The sequence below is a fragment of the Halovulum dunhuangense genome (genome assembly GCF_013093415.1).
In the GTDB taxonomy this organism is placed as follows: Bacteria; Pseudomonadota; Alphaproteobacteria; order Rhodobacterales; family Rhodobacteraceae; genus Halovulum; species Halovulum dunhuangense.
Genome location: NZ_JABFBC010000001.1, coordinates 215,365 through 240,347, shown reverse-complemented (window position 1 = coordinate 240,347; position 24,983 = coordinate 215,365). Strand labels below are relative to the sequence as shown.

The following is a 24,983-nucleotide window of genomic DNA, read 5'->3' as shown; positions in this document are numbered from 1 at the left end:
ATGATTCCCGCGCTTATCCGACCCGTGCGGCGGCCAGCACCGCCATGTTCAGGATGTCGTTCACCGTCGAGGTGACCGAGCACAGCTTTACCGGCTGGTCGATCCCCGACAGGATCGGGCCGATCACCGTGGCGCCGCCCAGTTCCTGCATCAGCTTGATCGAGATCGATGCCGAGTGCCGCGCCGGCACGACGAGGATGTTGGCCGGGCCCGACAGCCGGCAGAAGGGGTATTGCGCCATCACGTCGCTGTTCAGCGCCACGTCCACCGTCATCTCGCCGTCATGCTCGAAATCGACGCCGCGGGCTTCCAGGATGCGGTTCGCCTCGGCCATCTTGCCGGCGCGCTCGGACACCGGGTAGCCGAAATTCGAGAAGCTGGTGAAGGCGACCCGCGGCTCCAGCCCCAGGCTGCGCGCCACCATGGCCGCCCGTTCCGCGATGTCGGCCAGGTCGCCCGCCTCGGGCCATTCATGCACCAGCGTGTCCGCCATCAGGACAAGCCGGCCGCCGAACAGCACCGCGCTGATCCCCACCGCGCCATCGCCCGGCCCGGCATCGAAGACATGGTTGATGAGCGAGAGCACATGCGCCGATTTGCGCGTGGCGCCTGTCACCATGCCGTCGGCCTGTCCGTGCCGCAGCATCAGCGCGGAAAAGACATGCCGATCGCGGGCCGCCAGCCGGTGGCAGTCCCGCTCGTCGAAGCCCCTGCGCTGAAGCCGCTCGTAGAGCGTGTCGGTGTAGTCCTGAAGGTTCGGGATCGTGGCGGCGTTGACCACCTCGATTTCCTGCATCGCCTCGGGCATGCCGGCGGCGTTGAGAAAGCCCTGCACCTGCTCGGGGCGGCCGACGACCACCGACTCGCCCAGCCCCGCCCGGCGGAAGGCGACCGCGGCGCGCACCACGCGCTCGTCGTCGCCCTCGGCGAACACGATGCGCGCCTGCTCGCGACGGGCGCGGGCGTAAAGCGCCTGCAGGATGGCGGCAGTCGGGTCCAGCCGCTCCTTCAGGTCCTGCACATAGGCGTCCATGTCGATGATCGGGCGCCGCGCGACGCCGGTGGCCATCCCGGCCTTTGCGACCGCGGGCGGGACGACATGGATCAGCCGCGGATCGAAGGGGGTGGGAATGATGTAGTCCGGGCCAAAGGTCAGCTTGCGGCCATAGGCCATCGCCACCTCGTCCGGCACATCCTCGCGCGCAAGCCGGGCAAGCGCCTCGGCGCAGGCGATCTTCATCTCGTCGTTGATCGCGCGGGCATGAACGTCAAGCGCGCCACGGAAGAGATAGGGGAAACCCAGGACGTTGTTCACCTGGTTGGGATAGTCCGAGCGCCCGGTCGCGATGATCACGTCGTCGCGCACGGCGCGCGCCTCTTCGGGGGTGATTTCCGGGTCCGGGTTCGCCATCGCGAAGATCACCGGGTTCGGCGCCATCGACGCCACCATCTTCGCCGTGACCGCCCCCTTGGCCGATACGCCCAGGAACACGTCCGCGTCCTGCATCGCCTCTTCCAGCGTGCGCAGGTCGGTCTTGACCGCGTGGGCCGACTTCCACTGGTTCATGCCTTCGGTGCGGCCCTGCCAGATCACGCCCTTGGTGTCGCACATGATGCAGTTCTCATGCCGCGCGCCCATCGACTTCAGCAGTTCGAGACAGGCGATCCCGGCGGCGCCCGCGCCGTTCAGCACGATCTTCACGTCCTCGATCCGCTTGCCGGTCATTTCCAGCGCGTTGATCAGGCCCGCGGCGCAGATCACCGCGGTGCCGTGCTGGTCGTCGTGAAAGACGGGAATGTCCATCTGTTCCTTGAGCGTCTGCTCGATGATGAAACATTCGGGGGCCTTGATATCCTCGAGGTTGATGCCGCCGAAGCTGGGGCCCATCAGCCGGACCGCGCGGATGAATTCGTCCGGATCCTCGGTATCGAGTTCGATGTCGATGGCGTTGATGTCGGCGAAGCGCTTGAACAGCACCGCCTTGCCCTCCATCACCGGCTTGGAGGCCAGCGCGCCGAGATTGCCCAGACCCAGGATCGCCGTCCCGTTCGAGATCACGGCCACCATGTTGCCCTTGGTGGTGTAGTCGAAGGCAAGCGCCGGGTTCTTCGCGATTTCCTCGACCGGCACCGCCACGCCCGGGCTGTAGGCAAGGCTAAGGTCCCTCTGCGTGGCCATCGGCACTGTCGCAGCGATCCCCAGTTTCCCCGGCATCGGTTCGAGGTGAAAGGCGAGTGCGTCCTCGCGCGTGATCTTGGTATTGCTCATGTTGGCGGCCTCCCCACCGCGGCGAAATCGTTACAGCTTCGATTCGGCGGCATCAACCTTGGCGGCGTGGCGGGCGGCGGCCGATCCGGCCCGGAAGCCGGTGGCAAGGCACGTGGTGATCAGGTAGCCGCCGGTGGGCGCGTCCCAGTCCAGCATCTCTCCGGCGCAGAAAAGGCCCGGCATGTCCCGCAGCATGAGGCTGTCGTCCAGCGCGGAAAGCATCAGCCCGCCGGCGGTCGAGATCGCCTCGTCCATCGGGCGTGGCGCCGCCAGGTGCAGGGGCAGCGCCTTGATCCGGGCGGCGAGTTTTGTGGGGTCAGTGGGGAGGGGGCCTGCCTCGCGCAGCAGGGCGGCCTTCACGCCCTCGATGCCGCAGCCCTTGCGCAGGCGGTTCGCAAGGCTTTCCTTCGGGGGGCGCGCCGCCAGCCGTTCGGCAAGCCGATGCTCGGACAGGTCGGGGGCAAGATCGACGGTCAGCACCACGCCGTCGGGGCGCATGGCGTCCCGCAGCGCGGCCGACAGGGCGTAGACGGCGCTGCCCTCGATCCCCTTTTCCGAGATCACGAATTCCCCGGTCACCCACGCGTCGCCCACGGACAGGCGCACGGGCTTGACCGGCGCGCCGAACCAGCGCGGCATGTGCGGGGACCAAGCCACCTCGAACCCCATGTTCGACGGCGCGAAGGGGGCCAGGGGGGCGATCCCCTTGATCTTTTGCGCCCAGGCCCCGTCCGAGCCGAGCCGCGCCCAGCTTGCCCCACCCAAAGCAAGGACGGTGGCACCCGGGCGCAGCGTCACGTCCCCCTGCGGCGTGGTGAAAAGCTGCGTGCCATCGGGGCCGAACCCCAGCCACCGCCAGCGGGTGCGGAGGCTGACGCCCAGGTCCGACAGCCGGGCCAGCCATGCCCGCAGCAGCGGCGACGCCTTCATCGCGACGGGAAACACCCGGCCGGACGATCCGGTGAAGACGCGCTGCCCCAGCCCCTCGGCCCAGGCCATCGCCTCGGCCGGGCCGAAGGACGCCAGCGCCGACTCGAGCGTGGGGCCGCTGCGCATGATCCGCGCCCGGAACGCCGCGGCCGGCTCGTGTTTGGTCAGGTTCAGCCCCGACTTTCCCGCCATCAGGAACTTGCGGCCCAGGCTCGGCTTCTGCTCGGCCACCAGCACCCGCGCGCCCGCCCGCGCCGCCGCCTCGGCCGCCGCGAGGCCCGCCGGGCCGCCGCCGATCACGAGAACGTCGATATCCGTGGCATTTTCCATGATCCGGCTAATATCAGCCCCATGATCGAAGACCAGCCCGCCAGTGATCCCATCTGTGCGCTTTGCCAGCGCCCGGTGCCGCCCCATGCGCGGCAGAGCCGGCATCACCTTGTGCCGAAGTTGCGGGGTGGGAAGGGCGGGCCGACGGTGCTCTTGCACCAGATCTGCCACAACGAGATCCACGCCGCCCTGACCGAGACGGAACTCGCCCGCAGCTACAACACGCCCGAGGCGCTGCGTGCGCATCCGCGGCTGGCGAAACTGGTCGACTGGCTGGCGGGCAAGGACCCGGCGTTCCATGTCCCGACCGCCGGACCAAGGCGCAAGCGCGGTTAGACTTTACCCGGGGTGAGGCGCGGTCTACTTATCCACAAACATGAGGGGAAACAGGCAATGGCCGAAGACGCGATCGACGATCTGGGAGAGGACCGCTCGCTGCTGCTTGTCGATGATGACGAGCCCTTCCTGCGCCGGCTGGCGCGGGCGATGGAAAAGCGCGGCTTCGAGCCGACGGCCGTGCTGACCGTGGCCGAGGGCAAGGCGGTCGCGGCGACGAAGCCCCCCGCCTATGCCGTGATCGACCTGCGGCTCGAGGATGGCAACGGGCTCGACGTGGTCGAGGCCCTGCGCGAGAAGCGCCCCGACAGCCGGATCGTGGTGCTGACCGGCTATGGGGCCATCGCCACGGCGGTCGCCGCGGTCAAGATCGGCGCAACGGACTACATGTCGAAGCCCGCGGATGCCAACGACATCACCAACGCGCTTCTGTCGCGGACCGACGACAAGCCGCCGCCGCCCGAGAACCCGATGTCCGCGGATCGCGTGCGGTGGGAGCATATCCAGCGCGTGTTCGAGTTGTGCGACCGCAACGTGTCGGAAACCGCGCGGCGGCTGAACATGCACCGCCGGACGCTGCAACGCATCCTGGCCAAGCGTTCGCCGCGCTGAAAAGGGAAAGGGCGGGGTGATCCCCGCCCTCAGCCCTTCATCCCGTCCCAGAAGCCCTTGACCCTGGAAAAGAAGTCCTGGCTTTCGGGGCTGTTGTTGCTGCCGGCTTCCTCGAACTCGCGCAGAAGCTCCTTCTGGCGCGCGGTCAGGTTGACCGGGGTTTCGACCGCAAGCTCGATATAGAGATCGCCGAAGCCGGCGCCGCGCAGCATCGGCATGCCCTTGGCCCGCAGGCGCAGTTGCTTGCCCGACTGGACGCCCGCCGGCACCTTCACGCGCGAGCGGCCGCCGTCGATGGTCGGGGCCTCGATCTCGCCGCCCAGCGCGGCGGTGGCCAGGCTCACCGGGATCCGGCAATAGAGATTTGCGCCGTCCCGTTCGAAGATCTGGTGCGGGGCCACCTCGATGAAGATGTAGAGATCGCCCGGAGGACCGCCGCGCATCCCGGCCTCGCCCTCGCCGGCCAGGCGGATGCGGGTGCCGGTTTCGACCCCGGCGGGGATGTTCACGGAAAGCGAGCGCTCCTTCTCGACCCGGCCCGCGCCGCCGCAGACCTTGCAGGGATCCTTGATGATCTGCCCCCGGCCCGAACAGGTCGGGCAGGTGCGTTCCACCGTGAAGAAGCCCTGCTGCGCGCGGACCTTGCCCATGCCCGAACAGGTCGGGCAGGTCGAGGGTTCGGTGCCGGTCGCGGCCCCCGTTCCGTGACAGCCGTCGCAGCTGACCGAACTGGGCACGCGGATCGCGGTCTGCTTGCCGCGATAGGCGTCCTGAAGCGTCACGCGCAGGTTGTAGCGCAAGTCCGACCCGCGCCGCGCACGCTGGCCGCCGCCCGGTCCGCGCCCGCCCGCGGCAAAGCCGCCGAACAGGTCGTCGAACACGTCCGAAAAGGCCGAGGCGAAATCCGCCCCGCCATGGAACCCGCCGCGCCCCGCGCTCGCGCCATTGCCCCCCTCGAAGGCGGCATGCCCGAAGCGGTCATAGGCCGCCTTCTTCTCGGCGTCCTTCAGAACGTCATAGGCCTCGTTCACGGCCTTGAACTGCTCTTCCGCGGTCGGGTTGTCCTTGTTGCGATCCGGATGAAGTTCCTTCGCCTTCTGGCGATAGGCCTTCTTCAGCTCTTCGGCGCTGGCGCTCCGGCTTACGCCGAGAATGTCGTAATAATCTGCCTTCGCCATCCGCAAGCCCCTGCGTCATAAGGAAATCCGGCCCGCCCTTTCGGACGGGCCGGAGGTTCCGGCTGCCCTGTCAGGCCCGCTTCTGGTCGTCGTCCAGATCCTCGAAGTCGGCGTCGACCACGTCGTCGGTCTCGTCGACCGGGCGCGGCTCGTCGGCATCGGCCTTCTCGGCCTCGGCCTGCTGCGCCTTGTAGATCGCCTCGCCCAGCTTCATCGACGCTTCCATCACGTCCTGGCTGCGCGCCTTGATCTTCTCGGCGTCGTCGGCCTCGACCGCTTCCTTGAGGTTCCGCACGGCCATCTCGATCGCCTCGACCGTGGTCGGGTCCACCTTGTCGCCATGCTCGGCCACCGACTTCTCGGTGTTGTGGATCAGGCTTTCGGCCTGGTTCTTCGCCTCGACCAGTTCGCGGCGGGCCTTGTCGGCCTCGGCGTTCTCCTCGGCTTCGCGGACCATCTTGTCGATGTCCTCGTCCGACAGGCCGCCCGACGCCTGGATCGTGATCTTCTGTTCCTTGTTGGTGCCCTTGTCCTTGGCGCTGACGGACACGATGCCGTTCGCGTCGATGTCGAAGGTCACCTCGATCTGCGGCACGCCGCGCGGTGCGGGCGGGATCTGTTCCAGGTTGAACTGGCCCAGGAGCTTGTTGTCCGCCGCCATCTCGCGCTCGCCCTGGAACACGCGGATCGTCACCGCGTTCTGGTTGTCCTCGGCGGTCGAGAAGACCTGGGATTTCTTGGTCGGGATCGTGGTGTTGCGGTCGATCAGCCGGGTGAACACGCCGCCCAGCGTCTCGATGCCCAGGCTCAGGGGCGTCACGTCCAGCAGGACCACGTCCTTGACGTCACCTTGCAGCACGCCGGCCTGGATGGCGGCGCCAAGCGCGACCACCTCGTCGGGGTTCACGCCCTTGTGCGGCTCTTTCCCGAAGAACTTGGTCACTTCCTCGAAGACCTTGGGCATGCGGGTCATGCCGCCGACCAGCACCACCTCGTCGATGTCCGAGGTGGACAGGCCCGCATCCTTGAGCGCGTCCTTGCACGGCTTCATCGAACGGGCGATCAGGTCGGACACCAGGCTTTCCAGCTTGGCGCGGGTCAGCTTGAGCACCAGGTGCAGCGGCTGCCGGGTTTCCGGGTCCATCGAGATGAACGGCTGGTTGATCTCGGTCTGGCTGGTGGACGACAGCTCGATCTTGGCCTTTTCGGCGGCTTCCTTCAGCCGCTGGAGCGCCATCTTGTCCTTGGTCAGGTCGACGCCGTGCTCTTTCTTGAACTGCTCGGCAAGATACTCGACGATGCGCATGTCGAAATCCTCGCCGCCGAGGAAGGTGTCGCCGTTCGTGGACTTCACCTCGAACAGGCCGTCGTCGATTTCCAGGATCGTGATGTCGAAGGTGCCGCCGCCAAGGTCATAGACCGCGATCGTCTTGGTCTCTTTCTTGTCGAGACCATAGGCCAGCGCGGCAGCGGTCGGCTCGTTGATGATGCGCAGCACCTCGAGCCCGGCGATCTTGCCGGCGTCCTTGGTCGCCTGGCGCTGGGCGTCGTTGAAATAGGCGGGAACGGTGATGACCGCCTTGTCCACCTTTTCGCCGAGATAGCTTTCGGCGGTTTCCTTCATCTTCTGCAGGATGAAGGCGGAAATCTGGCTGGGGGAATACTTCTCGCCCTTCACCTCGACCCAGGCGTCGCCGTTCGGGCCGTCCACGATGGAATAGGGGACCATGTTCCGGTCCTTGGCCACGACCGGATCGCTGGTGCGGCGCCCGATCAGGCGCTTGATGGCGAAAAGCGTGTTGGTCGGGTTGGTCACCGCCTGGCGCTTCGCGGCCTGGCCGACAAGACGCTCTTCCTCGGTGAAGGCGACGATCGAGGGGGTGGTGCGCGCCCCTTCGGAGTTCTCGATCACCTTGGCCTGGCTGCCATCCATGATGGCGACGCAGGAGTTCGTGGTTCCAAGGTCGATACCGATGACTTTCGACATGACTTTCCTCTTCCGGCGATTGCGGGCCGGGTCCGCGGCGCGGCCCCCGTTCCCATCCCATGGATCTCCGGGCGGGGCACATGGCCGGCACCCGGTTCGGGGGGTATATAGGGTTGGGTTCGGGGGCCTGCAACCATGGGGCCGGGGACCGGATCGCAGAAATTTCACGGCGGCGTGAGGGTCGCCGGCGTGCTTTTGCAGGGGGATCGGTGGGGTTGAACCGGATCGCGATGCAGCCAGAGGGGCTGTTTCTTTACAAGGGTTTGCTTGCGCCCGATGCGCAGGCGGCGCTGGTCTCGGACCTGCGCGAGGCGGTCGCGCTGGCCCCCCTGTTCGCGCCGCTGACGCCCTGGGGAAAACCGATGCGCGTGCGCATGACCTCGCTCGGGCGGTTCGGCTGGTATTCGGACCGCAAGGGCTATCGCTATGTCGAGCGGCATCCCTCGGGCGTTGCCTGGCCGCCGATTCCGCCCGCCGTCCTTGCCATATGGGACCAGGCCGCACCCGGGGCGCGCGCCCCGGAATGCTGCCTTGTGAACTACTATGCAGAGAAGGCGGCCATGGGTCTGCACCAGGACCGGGACGAGGCGGACATGAGCCAGCCGGTGGTGTCGCTGTCGCTGGGCGATCCGGCGCTGTTCCGCGTCGGCGGGCTGGAGCGGGGTGCGCCCACGACCAGCTTCGACCTGGAGTCGGGTGACGTGCTGGTGATGAGCGGCGCGGCCCGGCGGGTGTTTCACGGGGTGGACCGCATCCGCTTCGGCCGCTCATCCCTGCTGAAGGGCGGCGGGCGGATCAACCTGACGCTGCGGGTCGTGACCTGAGCGGCTCAGCGTGCCGCCAGCGTGCAGCACCCCGAGACGAAGGCCGCGTCGCCGCCCGGCCCGCGGATCAGCATGTCGAGCGACAGGCCATAGGCGCGGTCCGACATGCCGTCGCTGCACTGCTGGCGCCGAAGCGTCGCGGTTGTCCGGCCGCCCTCGGGGGTGGCCGCCTCGAGGAGTTGCGCCGCGCCGGCCATGTTGGCCAAGCGAAGCCGGAGTTCGGGCGACAGCGTCAGGGATGCGCCCGAAAGCTGGGTCAGATCCACCGGCCCGTCCCCGCCGGTCACGTTCAGGGTCCAGAACGGTTCGGTTCCGACACAGCGCAACGGCCTGTCGAAATAGGTGCCGTCCGCGTTCGCGCCCGGCTGCGCCGCAAGGTAGCTCATGGACACCCAGCCGGATGCCTCGCCGATGTTGACCTGCGCCCAGTCGCCGCTTTCGCTGAGGGCGACCACCTCGACGCCGGTCGCGTCGGGGGGCAGGCTGCCGACCAGCCCGGCGGTCGCGCGGGGGTTTTCGCGGACGTGCAGGACATCGTCCGCCGCAACGCCGGACACGTCGTGCAGCCAGGGCACGGTCTGCGCCGCTGCCGGCAGGGCCAGGCAAAGGGCAGCCGCCTGGATGAGAAGTCTGATCATGCCATCACTCCTGTCTGTCGGATCTGGGGCAGGGGGCGCTTGCGGCCCTGTTCGTCCACGGCGACGAAGACAAAGGTCGCCTCGGTCATCTTCAGCCGCTCGGCGCTGGGCTGGCGGGTGACCCACACTTCCACGCCGATCTGCATGGATGTGGTTCCCTCGCGCTTGAGTTCGGCAAAGATCGACACCGTGTCGCCGACATGGACCGGCTGGTGGAAGGTCATCGCCTCGACCGCCACCGTGGCGACCCGGCCCCGCGCGCGCGACCGCGCCAGCACCGACGAGCCGAGATCCATCTGGGCCATGAGCCAGCCGCCGAAGATGTCGCCATTGGCATTCGTGTCCGCCGGCATGGCGATGGTCTGAAGCGTCAGCTCTCCGCGGGGCTGGATTGCGGGCATCCTGCATCCTCTGCCTTGTTTTTCCGCAGGCTAGGCAAGCCCGTGCGCAATCTCAAGCGTTGCAGTCTGCCGGGGCGGCCTTATCTCTTGGCCATGGTTGTGCCGCGTGTCCCGCGCGGCATAGACTCTCCGCATAGATCGAAGGCAGACACCCCATGGAACCGACACCCGCAATCCTTGTCGTGGCGCTGACCGCCGCAGCGGCCGCCGCCGTGAACCTGTGGCTCAGCGCACGCATCGGCATGCTTCGGGGGAAGCTGAAGATCATGGTCGGCGATGGCGGACATCCCTGGATGATCCGGGCCATGCGGGGGCAGTCGAATTTCACCGAGAACGTGCCGCTGGCGCTGGTGCTGTTCCTGGTCATGGCGCTGATCGGCACGCCGGCCTGGGTGCTTGCGCTGTTCGGCGTCACCCTCATCGTCGCCCGCGTGCTGCACGGCATGCATTTCCTGGCCGAGGACGCGCCGGGCTGGCAGCGGATGGCCGGCGCGGGCCTGACCCTGCTGGTGCAGGCCCTGGCGATGCTGGGTCTTGCGGCCCACGCGGTGTTCCTGATGGTGGCGGCATGAGCGCGCCGCAGCTCGAGACACTGGCCGCCCGGGCGCTGGAGGCGGCGAAGAAGGCCGGGGCCGAGGCGGCCGACGTGGTCGCTGTGCGCGCCGACGGCATCTCGATGGAAATCCGGAACGGCGCGCTGGAACAGGCCGAGCGGGCCGAGGGCACCGACCTGGGGCTTCGGGTTCTGATCGGGCAGAAGCAGGCCTGCGTGTCCATCTCGGACATGCGGCCGGACGCGATCCGGATGATGGCGGAGCGCGCCGTGGCCATGGCGCGCGAGGCGCCCGAGGATCCCACCGCCGGCCTGGCCGATCCGTCGCAGCTGGCGACCCGGTGGGATCTTGCCGCGCTCGACCTGGTGGACCCCGCAACCGCCCCCGATGCCGCCGCGCTGGCCGAGGCCGCGCGGGCGGCCGAGGCGGCGGCGCTGGCGATGAAGGGGATCACCCAGGTCTCGACCGCGGGTGCCGACTACAGCCGCACCGATATCCACCTGATGGCGACGAACGGCTTTTCCGGCGGCTACGCCCGCACCGGCCACAACGTCGCCTGCGTCGCGATCACCGGCGAGGGCCTGGCGATGGAGCGGGACTACGCCTTCGAGGGGCGCACGCATCTTTCGGACATGCCCACCCCCGAGGAGATCGGGCGCCTTGCCGCCGAGCGGACGCTGGCGCGTGCGGGTGCCACAAAGCCGCGCACCGGGGCCTATCCGGTGCTGTTCGACGAACGCATCGCCTCTGGCCTGATCGGGCACCTGCTGTCGGCGGTGAACGGGCAGGCGATCGCGCGCGGAACAAGCTGGCTGAAACACGCCATGGGAGAGGCGGTGCTGCCGGCGGGCATGTCGGTCCTGGAAGAACCGCATCGCCCCCGCGTCGGCGGCTCGCGCCCCTTCGATGCCGAGGGGCTGGCGACCCGCGACGCCGACATCGTGACCGACGGCGTGCTGCGGCGCTGGGTGCTGGATCTGGCGTCCGCGCGCAAGCTGGGGCTGGAAAGCACCGCGAACGCCAGTCGCGGGACCGGTGCGCCGCCCTTGCCCTCGGTGGGCAACATCCGCCTGACCGGGCCGCAGGTGTCCAGGGCGCAGCTGCTGGCAGACATGGGCGAGGGGCTGCTCGTCACGTCGCTGATGGGGAGTTCGATCAACCCGAACACCGGGGATTATTCGCGCGGGGCATCGGGCTTCTGGGTGCGTGGCGGCCAGATCGCCGAGCCGGTGAACGAGTGTACCATCGCGGGCAACCTGCGGGACATGCTGATGACCCTGCGGATGGCCGACGATGCGCGCCCGCATCTGAGCCGCGTCGTGCCCAGCCTGCTGGTCGAGGGGCTGACGGTTGCAGGTGGCTGACGACCTGCCGCTTCTGGAGGAGGCCGCCCGCGCCGCGGGCGACATCGCCCTGCGCCATTTTCGCGCCGCGCCGCAGGTCTGGCACAAGCCGGACGGGCAGGGCCCGGTGACAGAGGCCGATCTGGAAGTGAACGCCATGCTCGAGGCGCGGCTGCGGACAGCGCGGCCGGGCTATGGCTGGATGTCCGAGGAAACCCCCGACGATCCCGCCCGGATGTCGGCGGGGACATTGTTCGTGATCGACCCGATCGACGGCACGCGCGCCTTCATCGACGGGCAGGAGGCCTTTGCCCATGCGCTGGCCGTGGTCCGCGACGGCGAGGTGACGGCGGCCGTGGTGCACATGCCGGCGCTGGGCCTGACCTATGCCGCTGCGGCCGGGCAGGGTGCGCGGGTGAACGGGGCGCCGATCACCGCCTCCCGGGCGACGATGCTGGACGGGGCGCAGGTGCTTGCGAACCGCGTCACCTTCGATCCCGGCAACTGGCCGGGGGGCGTGCCGGAAGCGGCGCGTGCCTACCGCCCCTCGCTGGCCTACAGGCTGTGTCTGGTCGCCGAGGGCCGGTTCGATGCGATGGTGACGCTGCGCGACGCATGGGAGTGGGACATCGCCGCCGGTACCCTGATCGCGCGCGAGGCCGGCGCCATCGTCACCGATGCCGGCGGTGCGATGCCGCCTTTCAATTCCATCCGCCGCCAGCACCCCGGATGCATCGCGGCCGCGCCCGGCCTGCATCCGCTGCTGATGGCCCGGCGCGCGGCCTGAAAGGAAGAGGGGCGGGAGATGCGGGACATGTCTGCGGATCGCGCCTCTGTCCGGTTGAAGGAAAACGCGTTCATTGGTAGCTACCGCTATGCGGAAGCCGAGGCGTGCAGCCCGGTCGAGGGGCGTGGCGCATTCTACAGTTGTCGCGATAGTTCAAGTACACCCGGGCCGATTTCCGGCCGTGTTTTTTGCGTGAATTTCGGAGTGGGGCTTTGCTGAAGATCATTCAGAATATCGGGTCCAGGGGCAGCCGGAATTCCGGCAAGGAGAACTCGAGCCGCAAGCAGGTCAGGGAGTATTTCTGGAAGGATTGGTATGTCTCCCGGTACGGTGAGCATCTCAGGGAAGGCGAGGGTCCGTTCCAGCACTACCTGAAGGAAGGTTGGACGCGTGGCTTCTACCCGAACCCGTTCTTCTCTCCGGAATGGTATCTGGAACGGCATCCCGACGCGGCCGGAACAGGGTCGGATCCGCTCACGCACTGGTTCGAAAGCGGGCGGCCCGCCGGATACGCGGTGTCGCCGATCTTCGATGCGGTGGGCTATCTCAGGACCTATGCCGACATCGCCGAGGCGGGTCTGGAGCCGTTCCTGCATTACCTTCAACACGGGTTGCCCGAAGGACGAACCCCCGGCTTTCCGATCACCGATATCGGCAAGCGCGCGGCAGAGGCGCCGCGTTTCGACCTGTCCCACGCGCTGCCCCATTTCGTGACACCCAAGGCCTATGTCGACGAAGCATGGTATCGCGAACGCTACCGCGCCAATGTCGCCCCCGGTGAAACCGCGTATGACGATTATGTGCGCACCGGATGGCGGCTGGGGCGCCAGCCCAACCCGTTCTTCTCTCCCGCCTGGTACCTGGCCCATCATCCGGAGGTGGCCGAGCTTGACGCCGACCCGTTGCTGCACTGGGTCGTGACCGGCGCCGCCCTGCGCAAGCCTCCGTCGCCCGCCTTCGACCCGGTCCGCTATCTCAAGCAGAACGAGGACATCGCGAAATCGGGGATGGAACCCTTCCTTCATTTCGTCGCGCACGGGGCGCGCGAGGGTCGCGCCCCGGCGTTCGAGCGGGCGGAACTGCCGAACCTGCGGGCGAAGAACCCGGCCTTCGACTGGAAATCCGCGCTGCTGGCGCTGCCGAACTATTTCGACGCCCCCGGAAACCGGGGCGGTGTCCTGCGCCCGATCGGCGCGGGCGACGTGCATCCGCTGCAGGGATCGACGCTCGATCATGTGTCGGCGGACTTCCTGGCCGAGCGGGGGCAGGCGGCCGATGTCATATCGCTGGACATATGGGACACGATCCTGCGCCGGAACTGCCATCCGGACGAGATCAAGCTCAGGACCGCGCGCGCGCTCTGGCTTCTGGGCGCGGCACATGGGCTTTCGGCGGACCATATGGGCCCTGGGGCGCTTCTGGCGCTGCGGCGCGCGGCCGAAGCGGCAGTCGCCAACGCCGAATACGAGTATCGCGCCGAGGATGCCTTTGCCCATTGGCTGGGAACCATCGGGCTGGCCGACCCCGCGGCGCGCGACGCCATCGTTTCCGCGCTGGTCGAGGCAGAGCTGCGCGCCGAGATCCACAGCACGCGGCTGGACGAGACGCTGGCCGTCTTCCTCGACCGGGCCGCGGGGCGCAAGCTGATCGCCATATCGGATTTCTATTTCGGCAAGGCGTTTCTCGAGCGGCTGCTCGAGGCGCGGGACGCGCGCGCGGCGCTGTCTGCGCTGTTCGTGTCCTGCGACCACATGCAGACCAAGCGCGGCGGCGGCCTGTTTTCGGTGGTGCGCGAGCACGCGGTGGGCAACGGTCTTCGCTGGCTGCATGTGGGCGACAACCAGCGGGCGGATTACGAGGTGCCGACGACCATCGGGATCGATGCGTTCCATTATCGCAATACCCCCGAGGAGCGCGCGCGCGAGTGGTACGACCGCGCCTTCCGCGGTCTGCTGGAGGGAGATCCCGGCGATCATGTCGCGCGCATCCGCGCGGCGCTGGCCGACGCGGCGAACACGCGCGAAGAGACGGACGAGCTGTTCGATTTCGGGATGACCTTTGCCCCGGTGGCGACGGCCTATGCGCTGTTCGCCATGGAAGAGGCACTGCGCAACCGGGCCGACAAGGTCTTCTTCTTCACCCGCGAAGGCGTGTTCTTCCGGACCCTCTACGAGGATCTGGCCGCTTCCGACGTCTACGACATCGGATCCTATCCGGAGGCGTCGCAGCTGCATGTCAGCCGTCGGGCGACCTTTGCCGCGTCCCTGCGCGGTATCGGCGCGGACGAGTTGCTGCGCATGTGGGGGCAATACAGCCGCCAGTCGCTGGGCGCGTTCGCGCGCTCGCTCAACCTCGATGCGACGCTCATGGCCGAGGCAGCGGCCGAGGTCGGCCTCGACCCCGAAGAGGAGATCGAGGCGCCCTGGGACAGCGCGGAACTGGCGGCGCTTCTCGCCAAACCGGGCGTTCGCGCGCATATCGCCGAAGCCTTTTCCACCCAGCGCCGCGAGCTTGTCCGCTACCTCGATGCGTCCGGCTTCCGCGGCGACGCGCAGGCCCGGTACACGATCGTCGATATCGGCTGGCGCGGGACCATCCAGGACAACCTGTGCTACCTGTCGGGCGCGCGGGTGCACGGCGTCTATCTGGGGCTGGACCGGTTCATCAACCCGCAGCCGGCCAACGCCACCAAGGCCGGGTACCTGTTCGACCGCAACCAGCAGGTGGACAGCGGCCTGCGGGATTACGCGCCGGTGGAGTTCCTGTTCAACGCGCCGGGCGGCTCGGTCATCGGCTATCGCGACGGCACGCCCGATACCCTGATCGTCGATGGCGAGGAACGGGTGGTCGCCGGGGCGGTCGCGCGCATCCAGGAAGGCATGCGCGCGGGCAACGCGATCGTCGCGGATCATGTGCGGCGGCACGGCCTGACATCGGCCGACCTGCGGGACATGGCGAACGAGATGATCGCCGGGCTTATCGCGCATCCGCCGCGCGCCGTTGCCGAGGCCTTCATGCAGCTCGAGCATAACGAGACCTTCGGCGCGGGCCATGTGCAGGACATGGCCACCCAGGTCGTCGACCTGGAAAAGCTGAAGCAGGCGCCGGCCGCCGGCGTCCACGAGCTTGTCGCCCGGGGTCTGGGCGCACTTCGCTGGCCGAGCGCCTATCTCAACCAGTCACAGGTCCAGTCGGAGGTCGCGGTCCTTCCGATCGAGAAGCGCCTCGCCTTTCCGCGGGGCACGCTTTTTCCCGCGCCATCGACCCTGACCCGCGTCGGCACGGACCGCATGGCCATCTTCTGCCCCGCGCCGATCCGCGGATCGGGCGGCCACCGGACGATCTACAACGTCGCCAAGGGCCTGCAGAGCGTCGGCTTCAAGTGCCACATCTATTTCGACGCTCCGGGCGACGGTCTGGAAGTCGCGGAAGAGATCATCGGAGACGCCAACATCCCGCTCAGCGCGCACTGGGACGCCGGGGCGTCGGCCGATGCCGCGATGGCGACCGTGCATTATTCGTCGAAATACGTTCGCGACCATTTCTACGACCGCGTGCACCGCAGTTTCTACCTGGTCCAGGATTTCGAGGCGGCGTTCAATCCTGTCGGCGACACCTATGTAGAGGCCGAGAACAGCTACACGATGGGCCATACGCATGTCACCATCGGCAACTGGCTGAACCATTTCCTGCGGACGACCTATGGGGCGGGTGCGATTTCCACCGGGCTGGGCGTGGATGACGCCATCTACCACCCGCTCGGGACGATCGCCCGAGAGCCGGCCATCGCCTTTCTCTATCAGCCTGAAAAGCCGCGGCGGATGACGCGGCTCGCGATCGAGGCGCTGGGCCTCGTGAAGCAGCGGCGCCCCGACATCCGGATCGAACTCTACGGGTCCAACCGCAAGATCGACCTGCCCTTCGAGGCGAAGAACCACGGTATCGTGCTTGACCTGCACGAGTTGAACCGGATCTACAACCGCTGCACGGCAGGGCTCTGCGTCAGCCTTACGAACCCGTCGCGCATCCCGATGGAGATGATGGCTGCCGGTTGCGTCCCGGTCGACATCTTCCGTTACAACAACCTGTTCGACTATCCCGACGGTGCCGCCAAGCTTGCCTACCAGTCGCCGGCATCGGTCGCGGAGGCACTTCTGTCGCTGTTCAAGGACCCCGACGAGACGGAAAGCCGCCGTGCGCATGGCATCGACTACATGCGTCCCCGGACCCTGGAATGGGAGGTCGACGTGGCCGTCAACGCGGTGTCCTGGGCGATGCAGGCCGGCCAGGCCGAGGAACTGCCGGTGGCGCGCCCGCTCTACACCGGGGCGCCGGTCATCGCCGAGGCGGACGATACCACAGCCGCAAGAGCGTATTGCGCGGCGCAGGCGCGGATGGGAAGCGCGTAGCGGCTTCTTGTGGACCGACGCACGCGTGATATGACAGATGCTTGCAATTATCTGAGCGGATCCGGGTAGGTCAGGTGTCACAGTGAACAAACTCGTCATTCACATCGGTCTGCGAAAGACAGGCAGTTCCGCGCTTCAGGAGATCTTTGCAAAGAGCCGCAAAGATCTTGCCGGACTGGGGATCGACTACCCGGAGACGCTGTGCGGCTTTCCCGCGCATCAGGAACTTGCCTGGATGTTCTACCGGAACGACTGGATGAAGGAAGCCGGGAAGACCCGTGCTGAGATTGTCGAACATTACCGGACGATCATCGAGAAGAATATCGCACGAGATGTGCAGACACTTGTCTCAAGCGAGGACCTGTCGCTGCTTTCCCTGAATGCCGCCGCACTTCGGGATCTGTGGCGGGTTTTCCACGACTACAATCCGAGGGTGGTCTTCTATCACAGATCGCCGCTGGACTATCATGTCTCGAATTTCGTCCACGGGGTCATGGCCGGTCGGGAGAAGCGCAGTTTCCGTGAATATGTGTTTCAGGCGCGCAACCTGTCCTTCGCAACCCGCTTCATACATGCTGACACTTGGGGAAGCATCTTCGGAAGCGACAACGTTCAAATCCTGAAATACGATATGGATCGGTTCGCTAAGAAAAGCATATTTGCGGATTTTATCGAAAGCGTTTTCAACAAGTCTGTTGAGGACAATTATATCGAGTACCGATCCAATATCGGGGCTTCATATGATACGGTCGAGTATTGTCTTGCGCTGAACCGATCAGATATTTCTGATGAAGAAATAGCGCCAATCAAGAACAAGCTTAGAAGGCTGCCACTTCCAAAGCCTGAGCAGGATTTTCTGGAGAAAAGCCTGACCCCGACAGAATTGCAGATACTTAAGGAGATCTATTCCGCCTGATCGGGCTTCCGGTTCACCCCGCCACCGGTCGCAGCTTCAGGATTTCCCGCGCCTGTTGCCAGGTGGCGACGGGGCGCTCGTATTTCTCGCACAGCTCCACCGCGCGCCGGACCAGCGCCGCGTTCGACGGCGCGAGCGTGTCGCGGTCCAGGCGGATGTTATCCTCGAGTCCCGTGCGCGTGTGGCCGCCGGCCGCGATCGACCATTCGTTGACCTCGATCTGCCTTGCCCCGATCCCGGCACCGCACCACTGCGCGTCAGGGGCGAGGCGCTTGACGGTCTGGATGTAGAAGTCGAAGACCTCGCGGTCGGCGGGCATTGCGTTCTTCACACCCATCACGAACTGGATATAGAGCGGCCGGCGCAGGCGCCCGTCATGCTGCATCTTGACCGCCTGGAAGATGTGGCTCAGGTCGAATGCCTCGATCTCGGGCTTGATGTCGTATTTCAGCATCTCCGCGGCCAGCCAGTCCACCAGGTCGGGCGGGTTCTCGTAGACGCGGGTGGGGAAGTTGTTGGACCCCACCGACAGCGAGGCCATGTCCGGGCCAAGCGGCAGCATCCCCCCGCGGGCATGCCCGGCGCCGGAGCGCCCGCCGGTGGAAAGCTGGACGATCATGCCCGGGCAATGCGTCTCGATCCCCTCTTTCAGCCGTGCGAAGCGATCCGGGTCCGAGGTGGGGCTGCCATCGTCGTTGCGGACATGGCAATGGGCGATGCTCGCGCCTGCCTCGAAGGCGGCGTGTGTGCTTTCGATCTGCTCGGCAACGGTGATCGGGACGTTCGGGTTGTTTTCCTTGCGCGGAACAGAGCCGGTGATCGCGACACATATGATACAGGGGGTGGTCATTGCGCGTGGCTCCGTCGGGAACATGTTCGGGTGGCAGCAAGTCTGCCTGTTCATGGCAGCAATGCAAGACCTGTGGTTGACCTTTGCCCTGAATTGCATCCAGTAGTATACAATAAATTGCAACCACCACACACGAGCGATCATGTCCCGCGCGCGCCTGCTGACCCTTGCCGTATCCGCCCTGGGCGTTGTCGCGTTCGTGTGGCTTTCGCTGCCGCTGCCGTTCCTTCTGGGGCCGATGGCGGCATGCCTGATCGCGGCGCTTGGCGGCGCCAGGCTGGGCGGCATGGGCCGGGTCCAGCCGCTGATGCGCACCATTCTCGGCGTGACCATCGGCACCGCCGTCACGCCGGAAACCGTCGGACGCCTGCCGGAAATGGCGATGTCGGTGATGCTGGTGCCGATCTTCGTGCTGATCATCGGCGCGGTCGGCTACCCGTTCTTCCGCAAGGTGTGCGGCTACGACCATCCCACCGCCTTCTATTCGGCCATGCCGGGGGGGCTTCAGGACATGCTCGTCTTCGGAGAGGAGGCGGGCGGCAATGTCCGCACGATGTCGCTGATCCACGCGACCCGCGTGCTGGTCATCGTGTCGCTCATCCCGATCCTGATGACGACCGTGTGGCAGCTGGACCTGAGCGTCCCGCCCGGAACCGATGCCGAGGCGGTGCCGCCGCACGAACTGGCGCTGATGGTGGCCGCGGCGCTGGGCGGCTGGTGGGGCGGGGTCAAGGTCAAGCTTTTCGGCGCCTCGATCATCGGGCCGATGATCGCGACCGGCGCCCTGTCGCTTGCAGGGTTGATCACCCACCGCCCGCCGGCCGAGGCGATCCTGGCCGCGCAGTTCTTCATCGGGCTTGCGGTGGGCACGAAATACGTCGGCATCACCACGCGCGAGTTGCGGGTGGATGTGACCGCGGGGGTCGGCTACTGCCTGCTGCTGGCGCTGATCGCCTTCGGTTTCGCCGAGGCCGTGGCGCTGGCCGGCATCACCGACCCGCTGAACGCCTTCCTCGCCTTTGCCCCCGGCGGGCAGAGCGAAATGGCGATCATCGCGATCATTGCCGGTGCCGACCTGGCCTTCGTCATCATGCACCACCTGATGCGGGTGATCCTTGTGATCACGCTGGCCCCCATCGCGAACCGATGGCTGGGCAAGGGCTAGCCCGACAGCGCAACCCCCTGCTGGCCCGGGGAAACCGGACCTGTTAAGAAAATCCTCGTGCGGCCGGCGCAGGTTTGGCGGCAGTTTCTCGGGGAAGGCAGGGCTCGGGCAGGATGAAAGACCGCAACAGGACGCAACCGAGCGAGCCCGTTCTCGTCGTCAGCGCGGCGTGCCCCGCATTCACCGCCGCAGGGGTGCAGGTCATGGACCTTGGCGCGTGGCGCTCGGAACTGACCATGTCGAGCGGGCGGCTGGCGCTGGCCGACATGAGCGTCATGGGTCTTCTTCTGACGACCGCCGATGCCCGGGCCCTGGCCGAGGATCATCCCCTGTCGGATCTGGTTTCGGCTGCCGGAATACCGGTCCATGATCTTGGCCCCGCGCCGGGTGCCGATGCGGTGGCGCGCATCGCGCTCGGGCTGGTGCTGGCGCGGATGCAGAACGCCCTGCGCGACGCCGCATCCGAGCGTGCCGCGCTGGCCGAGTTGCGCCGCGCCCACATGCAGATGCAGACCGATCACGCCGAGCTGGAGGCCTGGGTCTGGGATCAGCTGGCGCCGAAGCACATGCTGGTCCGGTCCTGGCCCGCGACAGCCGAGGTGCTGGCGCTGGGCCCTGATCCGGTGCTCCAGCCGCTGCCGGCGCCAAGCCGCGGCTTCATTTCCGTTGATGTGCACATCGCTCAGGCCGCGCCGGCGGGGACGGTGCGGCTGGACCTGCTGCGCCCCGCAGGCCCCCCCTTCGAAGGCATGACGGCCAGCATCCCCGTAGCCGAAGGGCTTTCGGGCTGGTTTCGCCTGACGCTGCCCCATGCTGGCGGCGGCGAGCCAGAGGATGCGGTGCTGCAACTCTCCTTCCATCCGGACGGGCCAAAGGATGTATCCCTGCCGTTGTCGCTGGCGCCCGAAAGCCCGGTGGAGGATGTCTGCGTCCGCAGCGCCGGGGCGGCGCTGACGCGCCCGCTTGCGCTGCGTGTCTGGCGAACCCTGCCCCGGATGCCTGCCCCGGCGCTTCATGACCCGCGCCATGCGATGCCCGCGGACGGGGTCACGCGGCTGGTCCGCCCGCTCGATCTCGACCTGCCTTTGCAGCTGCCCTATGCCACGGGGCGCGTGCGCCGGGCGATCCGCCGCTATCCCGACAGGACGCCGGTGGAGCGCTGGGATGCCAGGGACGCGATTCTCGTCCATCCGTCGGCCCACCGGCCCGTCGTCGCGCGGGTGCCCGGCCTGGACGTCGAGGCGCTGACCCAGCTCAGCGGCATCGTCCAGCTGTCACGCCACGATACGATGGAGGTGGCCTTTGCCATCGGCGCCGCGCCCGCAGGTCTGGTGCAGAGCGTCGAGCAGGCGCTGCCATATCTGGGCCAATGGGTGCATCTGTTGCCCGCAGAATGGGGCGAGGTCTGGTTCGATCCCGCGCAGCCCCTGTCCGGTCCTGTCGATCTGCTGCTGGCGACGGCGATGCCGAACATGCCCTTCAACCGCAATGCCGAGGCGCTGTTCCACGGGTTCCGCGTCACGGGACGCAGGCGCAGCGAATGACGCCGCGCATCGCCATCGTCATCCCGGTGCATGGTCACGCGGCGCTTGCCAGCGAATCCATCGCCAGCGCACTGGCGTTGGACGGCACGGTGGTCATCGCGGTCGATGACGGCTGCCCGCTGGCAGAGACCCGCGCCACGCTCGAGGGCTGGGCGCTGACCCATCCGGGGCGGTTTCACCGCGTCACCCAGGTCAATCGCGGTCTGTCGGGGGCGCGAAACACCGGGATCGACCTGGCGCTCGACCGCTATCCGGGCCTCGAGGCGGTGTTTCTGCTGGATGCGGACAACCGGCTCGATCCGCATGCGGCGGCGCTGTTCGAGCACCTTCTGGGCACCCGGCCCGACGCGGACTGGTTCTACCCGAATTTCGACATGATCGGGCTGGCCGAACATGCCCATAACGGGGGCGACTTCTCGGTCGCGCTGCTGGCGGAATCCAATTTCTCGGAGGCCGGCAGCCTGATCCGTCGCCGCGTGTTCGACGCGGGTATCCGTTTCGACGAGAGTATGCGCAAGGGGTACGAGGACTGGGAATTCTTCCTGTCCGCCGCCCGTGCGGGGTTCCGCGGCGCGCCGGTGCGGCAGGCATTCTTCCGGTATCGCAAGCGGCCCGAGTCGATGCTGAGCGGGTCGCACGACCAGGATACGGTCCTGCGGGCCGACATCCGCGCGCGGCACCGCTGGCTTTACGATGGCGATGCCGTGGCGCAACGCGCGGCAGGGCACACGCCCCGCTACCGGCTGATCGAGACGGATGCGCCGGGACGGCTGCTGGCCTTCACCGATCCCGAGGCCCCGGTCACGCAGGGCCTGGATGACGCGATCCGCGAATTGCGGGCGGCCCGGGCGCGGCCCACGCAGAACTGGCGGCCGATGGCCTGGATCCTTGCACGGCCCGGTCTTCTGGCCATGCTGGCGGATCGAAGGCTCGCGCGCTCGGCCGTGTGGCACCTGCACCGGGCGCTGGGGGCCGCGGATCTTGCCGCCGCCCGGCTGATCCGCCACCCCGGGGAACAATGGCAGATCGACATGCTTCCCCCGGCGCAGACGCCCGACACGGCACTGGCGGGCACCGCAGCGACGCCGCGCACCCGCGCGCTGGCCGAGGCCGAGTTTCGCGTCGCCCGCGAGGCCGAGCGCGAGGCGCTGGAGGATGCGGACCTGCTGATGATCGGGGCGGAGGGGCTGGACGCGCTTGCCTTCCCCAAGGCGAGGAAAGCGCCGCGCGCCGTGCGGCAGGCGGCGGACGCGCTGTCGGAGATGCGGGTCGCCCGCCTGACGATCGCCCTCGACCGGGCTCCGGCCAGCCGCGAGGGCGCTGCGCCGCTCGATGGCCTGCGCGACCTTGCAACGACGATCCGCGACCACCCCCAGGAGGATCGGGCCTACCTGGCACAGCTGGCGCCGTGGCGCACCGATCCGGCCGTATCGTCGCCCCGCGACATCGACTGGGTGCTGCGCAACCACACGCTGGGCGGCGTTCCCCTGCCGCGCAACGCGCAGGGGCATGGCCGCGACATCGGCTTCGTCATGCCGATCTTCCAGTTCGGCGGGGTCGAGAAATGCGTGGTGGCGCTGGCCTCTGCGCTTGGGGCGCAGGGGGCGCGCTGCCATCTGTTCGTCCATGGCGACGGGTCGATGGTCGGCACCGACTGGCTGACCGCACCGTTCGAGACGATCCACATGCTGAGCGATCCGCTGCTGCGATCCTGGAAGGGGCGGCAATATCTTGGCACCAACCTGGCGACGCCGCTCGACCCCGATCTGCTGTCGGCGGTGCTTGCCCCTCTGACCGGGATGGATGCGGTGGTCGCCACCGGGACGGCGGCGCTGTTCCATGGACTGTCGGCGTTGCGTGGCAAGGGGATCGTGACCGTCAGCTACGAACATCTGACGGAAACCGGCGGCTATGGCCGGACCTATGGCACCCCGTATCTTGCCACCGCCTACGAGGGGGGGCTCGACCTGGTCCTGACCTGTTCCAACCGGCTGGCCGACTGGCTGCATGGGCAGGGCATTCCGCGCGCGAAGCTGCTGGCGATCCCGAACGGTCCCGGCTTCCCGATGACCGAAGCCGAGGTGCGGGCGGTCCGCAACGCCCGCGCCAGCCGCGATCCGCGGGCGCCGCTGCGCGTGGGCTTTCTTGGCCGGCTGGATGGCCAGAAGGGGGCCGACCGCTTCGTTGCCCTTGCCAACCGGCTGAAGGACTGGCCGGTCGAGTTCTCGATCACCGGAGGTGCGATCCTTGGCGGCGGAGACATCGCCGTGCCGGATCACGTCCGCCGCTATCCCGCCGCCTATGATATCGCGGACCTGACCCAGGCTTTCGCCCGGCTTGACGTGCTGCTGATGCCGTCGCGCGACGAGGGGCTGCCGCTGACCATCATGGAGGCGCAGCGCGCCGGGGTGATCCCCGTCGCCACCGATGTCGGTGCCGTGTCCGAGGGCATCGCGGATGGGGTGAACGGCTTCCTGATCCGTGAGGGCGACGTGGTGGAGGGCATGGAGTCGGTGCTGGCCCGCCTTCTGGCAGAACCCGACCTGCGCCACCGGCTGAGCGTGGGCGGCCCGGTGACGGACCGCCAGTGGGATGCGAATGCTGCGGCGCTGATGGCGGCGCTGGAGCCGATCCTCGCCCGCCGCCGCGCGGCCTAGGCTCGGGTCAGGCTGCCGACGAAACGCTCCAGCCGGTCCATCGCCGCCGAAAGATCCGCGTCCGAGGCGGCGAAGCTGAGCCGGATATAGGGCGAGCAGCCGAAGCCCTCGCCACCCACCACGGCCAGGTTCTCGCGCTCCAGCAACTGGTCCACGAAATCCGCCTCGGTCGCCACCACGGTCCCGTCGGGCAGGGTCGCGCCCAGCCACTCGGCCACGCCGATGAACAGGTAGAACGCGCCCTCGGGCGGCAGCACCTGCAAGCCCGGCATCGCCGCCAGCCGCGAAAGCAGCATGTCGCGCCGGCGGGCAAAGGCCTGGCGCTGTTCCTCGACGCATTGCAGCCCGCCATTCAGCGCGGCCACCGCGGCCGCCTGGCTGATCGACGAGGCGTTGGTGGTGGATTGCGACTGCAACACCTTCATCGCCGCGATCAGGGGGGCGGGACCGCCGCCATAACCCAGGCGCCAGCCGGTCATGGCGTAGGACTTCGAGACGCCGTTCACCGTCAGCACCTGTTCCTTCAGGTCCGGGCAGACACCCGCCAGCGTCGCGAACTCGGTCGTGCCGAAGGTGATGTGCTCGTAGATGTCGTCGCAGATCACCAGGATGTCCGGACGCCCGCGCACCAGTTCGGCGATGGCGCGGTAATCCTCGGCCGACAGCACCGCACCCGTGGGGTTGCACGGCGAGTTCAGCATGATCGCGCGGGTCCGCGGCGTGATCGCCGCCGCAAGCGCCTCGGCGGTGGGCTTGAAGCCGGTCTCGGCGGTGGTCGGCACCTCGACCGGTGTGCCGCCGGCCAGTTTGACGATGTCGGGATAGCTGACCCAGGCGGGCGTCGGTACGATCACCTCGTCGCCGTCGTCGATCAGGGCCAGGATGGCGTTGAAGATGACCTGCTTCGCCCCGGTCGAGACGATCACCTCGTCCAGCCGGTACTCGATCCCGTTCTCGCGCCTGAACTTGTCGATCACCGCGCGCTTCAGCTCGACCGTGCCATCTACGGCGGTGTAGCGCGTCTGCCCCGCGCGCATGGCGGCGATGGCGGCCTCCTGGATATGGGCGGGGGTGTCGAAATCGGGCTCGCCCGTGGTCAGCGAGATCACCGGCCGCCCCGCCGCCTTGGCCGCGTTGGCGCGGGCCATGGCGACGATGGTGGGGGATGCCTGGATGCGCGACATGCGCGGGGACAGGGTCAGGGTCATGGGGCCGGTCACTCCGTTTCTGGGGGCGCTGCCCCCGTTCTCCGG

At 67.7% G+C, this 24,983-nt stretch carries 19 protein-coding genes; 11 read left to right on the top strand and 8 right to left on the bottom strand.

All coding sequences use genetic code 11. From position 1 onward, the window contains the following. Positions 1–13: 13 nt before the first annotated feature. A complete protein-coding gene (locus tag HMH01_RS01135; protein ID WP_171321665.1) occupies positions 14–2,269 on the bottom strand; it encodes an NADP-dependent malic enzyme in 2,256 nt (751 codons plus the stop codon). 30 nt (positions 2,270–2,299) lie between these two features. Then, positions 2,300–3,529 (bottom strand): TIGR03862 family flavoprotein, encoded by a 1,230-nt coding sequence (locus HMH01_RS01130; protein ID WP_171321663.1) that lies wholly within the window; start codon positions 3,527–3,529, stop codon positions 2,300–2,302. A gap of 21 nt (positions 3,530–3,550) precedes the next feature. On the opposite strand from HMH01_RS01130, the gene HMH01_RS01125 reads away from it, so the two are divergent. Together HMH01_RS01125 and HMH01_RS01120 are read left to right on the top strand one after the other, a co-directional pair. Further along, positions 3,551–3,865 carry an HNH endonuclease family protein gene (locus tag HMH01_RS01125; RefSeq protein WP_171321661.1) on the top strand — a complete coding sequence of 105 codons (315 nt, stop codon included), beginning with the start codon at positions 3,551–3,553 and terminating at the stop codon, positions 3,863–3,865. Between the two features lie 57 nt (positions 3,866–3,922). After that, on the top strand, positions 3,923–4,477 hold the full coding sequence (locus HMH01_RS01120) for an ActR/PrrA/RegA family redox response regulator transcription factor (protein ID WP_171321659.1): 555 nt from the start codon (positions 3,923–3,925) through the stop codon (positions 4,475–4,477). A gap of 29 nt (positions 4,478–4,506) precedes the next feature. Here the strand turns inward: HMH01_RS01120 and dnaJ are convergent, their stop codons facing one another. Continuing rightward, positions 4,507–5,655 (bottom strand): molecular chaperone DnaJ, encoded by a 1,149-nt coding sequence (dnaJ, locus tag HMH01_RS01115; RefSeq protein ID WP_171321657.1) that lies wholly within the window; start codon positions 5,653–5,655, stop codon positions 4,507–4,509. Positions 5,656–5,725: 70 nt separating this feature from the next. Beyond that, positions 5,726–7,642, bottom strand: coding sequence for a molecular chaperone DnaK (dnaK, locus tag HMH01_RS01110; RefSeq protein ID WP_171321655.1), 1,917 nt, complete (start codon positions 7,640–7,642; stop codon positions 5,726–5,728). Between the two features lie 230 nt (positions 7,643–7,872). Here dnaK and HMH01_RS01105 point away from each other — a divergent pair, with 230 nt between their 5' ends. Next, positions 7,873–8,466, top strand: coding sequence for an alpha-ketoglutarate-dependent dioxygenase AlkB (locus HMH01_RS01105; RefSeq protein ID WP_171325124.1), 594 nt, complete (start codon positions 7,873–7,875; stop codon positions 8,464–8,466). 5 nt (positions 8,467–8,471) lie between these two features. Here HMH01_RS01105 and HMH01_RS01100 read toward each other — a convergent pair whose 3' ends face one another. After that, positions 8,472–9,104 carry an SH3 domain-containing protein gene (locus HMH01_RS01100; protein ID WP_171321653.1) on the bottom strand — a complete coding sequence of 211 codons (633 nt, stop codon included), beginning with the start codon at positions 9,102–9,104 and terminating at the stop codon, positions 8,472–8,474. Then, positions 9,101–9,505, bottom strand: a complete 405-nt coding sequence (locus HMH01_RS01095; protein WP_171321651.1) for an acyl-CoA thioesterase — start codon at positions 9,503–9,505, stop codon at positions 9,101–9,103. Before HMH01_RS01095 ends, HMH01_RS01100 begins: the two co-directional genes overlap by 4 nt. A gap of 155 nt (positions 9,506–9,660) precedes the next feature. Here HMH01_RS01095 and HMH01_RS01090 point away from each other — a divergent pair, with 155 nt between their 5' ends. From HMH01_RS01090 to HMH01_RS01070, 5 genes are all read left to right on the top strand, one after another. Then, positions 9,661–10,077, top strand: a complete 417-nt coding sequence (locus HMH01_RS01090; RefSeq protein ID WP_171321650.1) for an MAPEG family protein — start codon at positions 9,661–9,663, stop codon at positions 10,075–10,077. Next, positions 10,074–11,423, top strand: coding sequence for a TldD/PmbA family protein (locus HMH01_RS01085; RefSeq protein WP_171321649.1), 1,350 nt, complete (start codon positions 10,074–10,076; stop codon positions 11,421–11,423). Before HMH01_RS01090 ends, HMH01_RS01085 begins: the two co-directional genes overlap by 4 nt. After that, a complete protein-coding gene (locus HMH01_RS01080) occupies positions 11,416–12,189 on the top strand; it encodes a 3'(2'),5'-bisphosphate nucleotidase CysQ (protein WP_171321647.1) in 774 nt (257 codons plus the stop codon). The genes HMH01_RS01085 and HMH01_RS01080 overlap by 8 nt, the downstream gene beginning before the upstream one ends. Before the next feature lie 212 nt (positions 12,190–12,401). After that, on the top strand, positions 12,402–16,598 hold the full coding sequence (locus HMH01_RS01075; RefSeq protein ID WP_171321645.1) for a rhamnosyltransferase WsaF family glycosyltransferase: 4,197 nt from the start codon (positions 12,402–12,404) through the stop codon (positions 16,596–16,598). An 82-nt stretch (positions 16,599–16,680) separates the two neighbouring features. Beyond that, positions 16,681–17,514 (top strand): sulfotransferase domain-containing protein, encoded by an 834-nt coding sequence (locus HMH01_RS01070; RefSeq protein ID WP_171321643.1) that lies wholly within the window; start codon positions 16,681–16,683, stop codon positions 17,512–17,514. A 13-nt stretch (positions 17,515–17,527) separates the two neighbouring features. Here HMH01_RS01070 and HMH01_RS01065 read toward each other — a convergent pair whose 3' ends face one another. Beyond that, positions 17,528–18,364 (bottom strand): 3-oxoadipate:acetyl-CoA acetyltransferase, encoded by an 837-nt coding sequence (locus tag HMH01_RS01065; protein ID WP_171321641.1) that lies wholly within the window; start codon positions 18,362–18,364, stop codon positions 17,528–17,530. Between the two features lie 142 nt (positions 18,365–18,506). Between HMH01_RS01065 and HMH01_RS01060 the strand changes: the two genes are divergently transcribed. The 3 genes from HMH01_RS01060 to HMH01_RS01050 all read left to right on the top strand — a co-directional run bounded on the left by HMH01_RS01060 (position 18,507) and on the right by HMH01_RS01050 (position 23,730). Continuing rightward, the gene (locus tag HMH01_RS01060) at positions 18,507–19,529 is read left to right on the top strand and encodes an AbrB family transcriptional regulator (protein ID WP_171321639.1); all 1,023 of its coding nucleotides are present in this window, start codon (positions 18,507–18,509) and stop codon (positions 19,527–19,529) included. A gap of 113 nt (positions 19,530–19,642) precedes the next feature. Beyond that, positions 19,643–21,073 (top strand): DUF6212 domain-containing protein, encoded by a 1,431-nt coding sequence (locus tag HMH01_RS01055; protein ID WP_171321637.1) that lies wholly within the window; start codon positions 19,643–19,645, stop codon positions 21,071–21,073. Next, positions 21,070–23,730, top strand: a complete 2,661-nt coding sequence (locus HMH01_RS01050) for a glycosyltransferase (RefSeq protein ID WP_171321635.1) — start codon at positions 21,070–21,072, stop codon at positions 23,728–23,730. Before HMH01_RS01055 ends, HMH01_RS01050 begins: the two co-directional genes overlap by 4 nt. Here the strand turns inward: HMH01_RS01050 and HMH01_RS01045 are convergent. After that, positions 23,727–24,938, bottom strand: a complete 1,212-nt coding sequence (locus HMH01_RS01045; protein WP_171321633.1) for a pyridoxal phosphate-dependent aminotransferase — start codon at positions 24,936–24,938, stop codon at positions 23,727–23,729. The genes HMH01_RS01050 and HMH01_RS01045 overlap by 4 nt on opposite strands. Between the last annotated feature and the right edge of the window lie 45 nt (positions 24,939–24,983).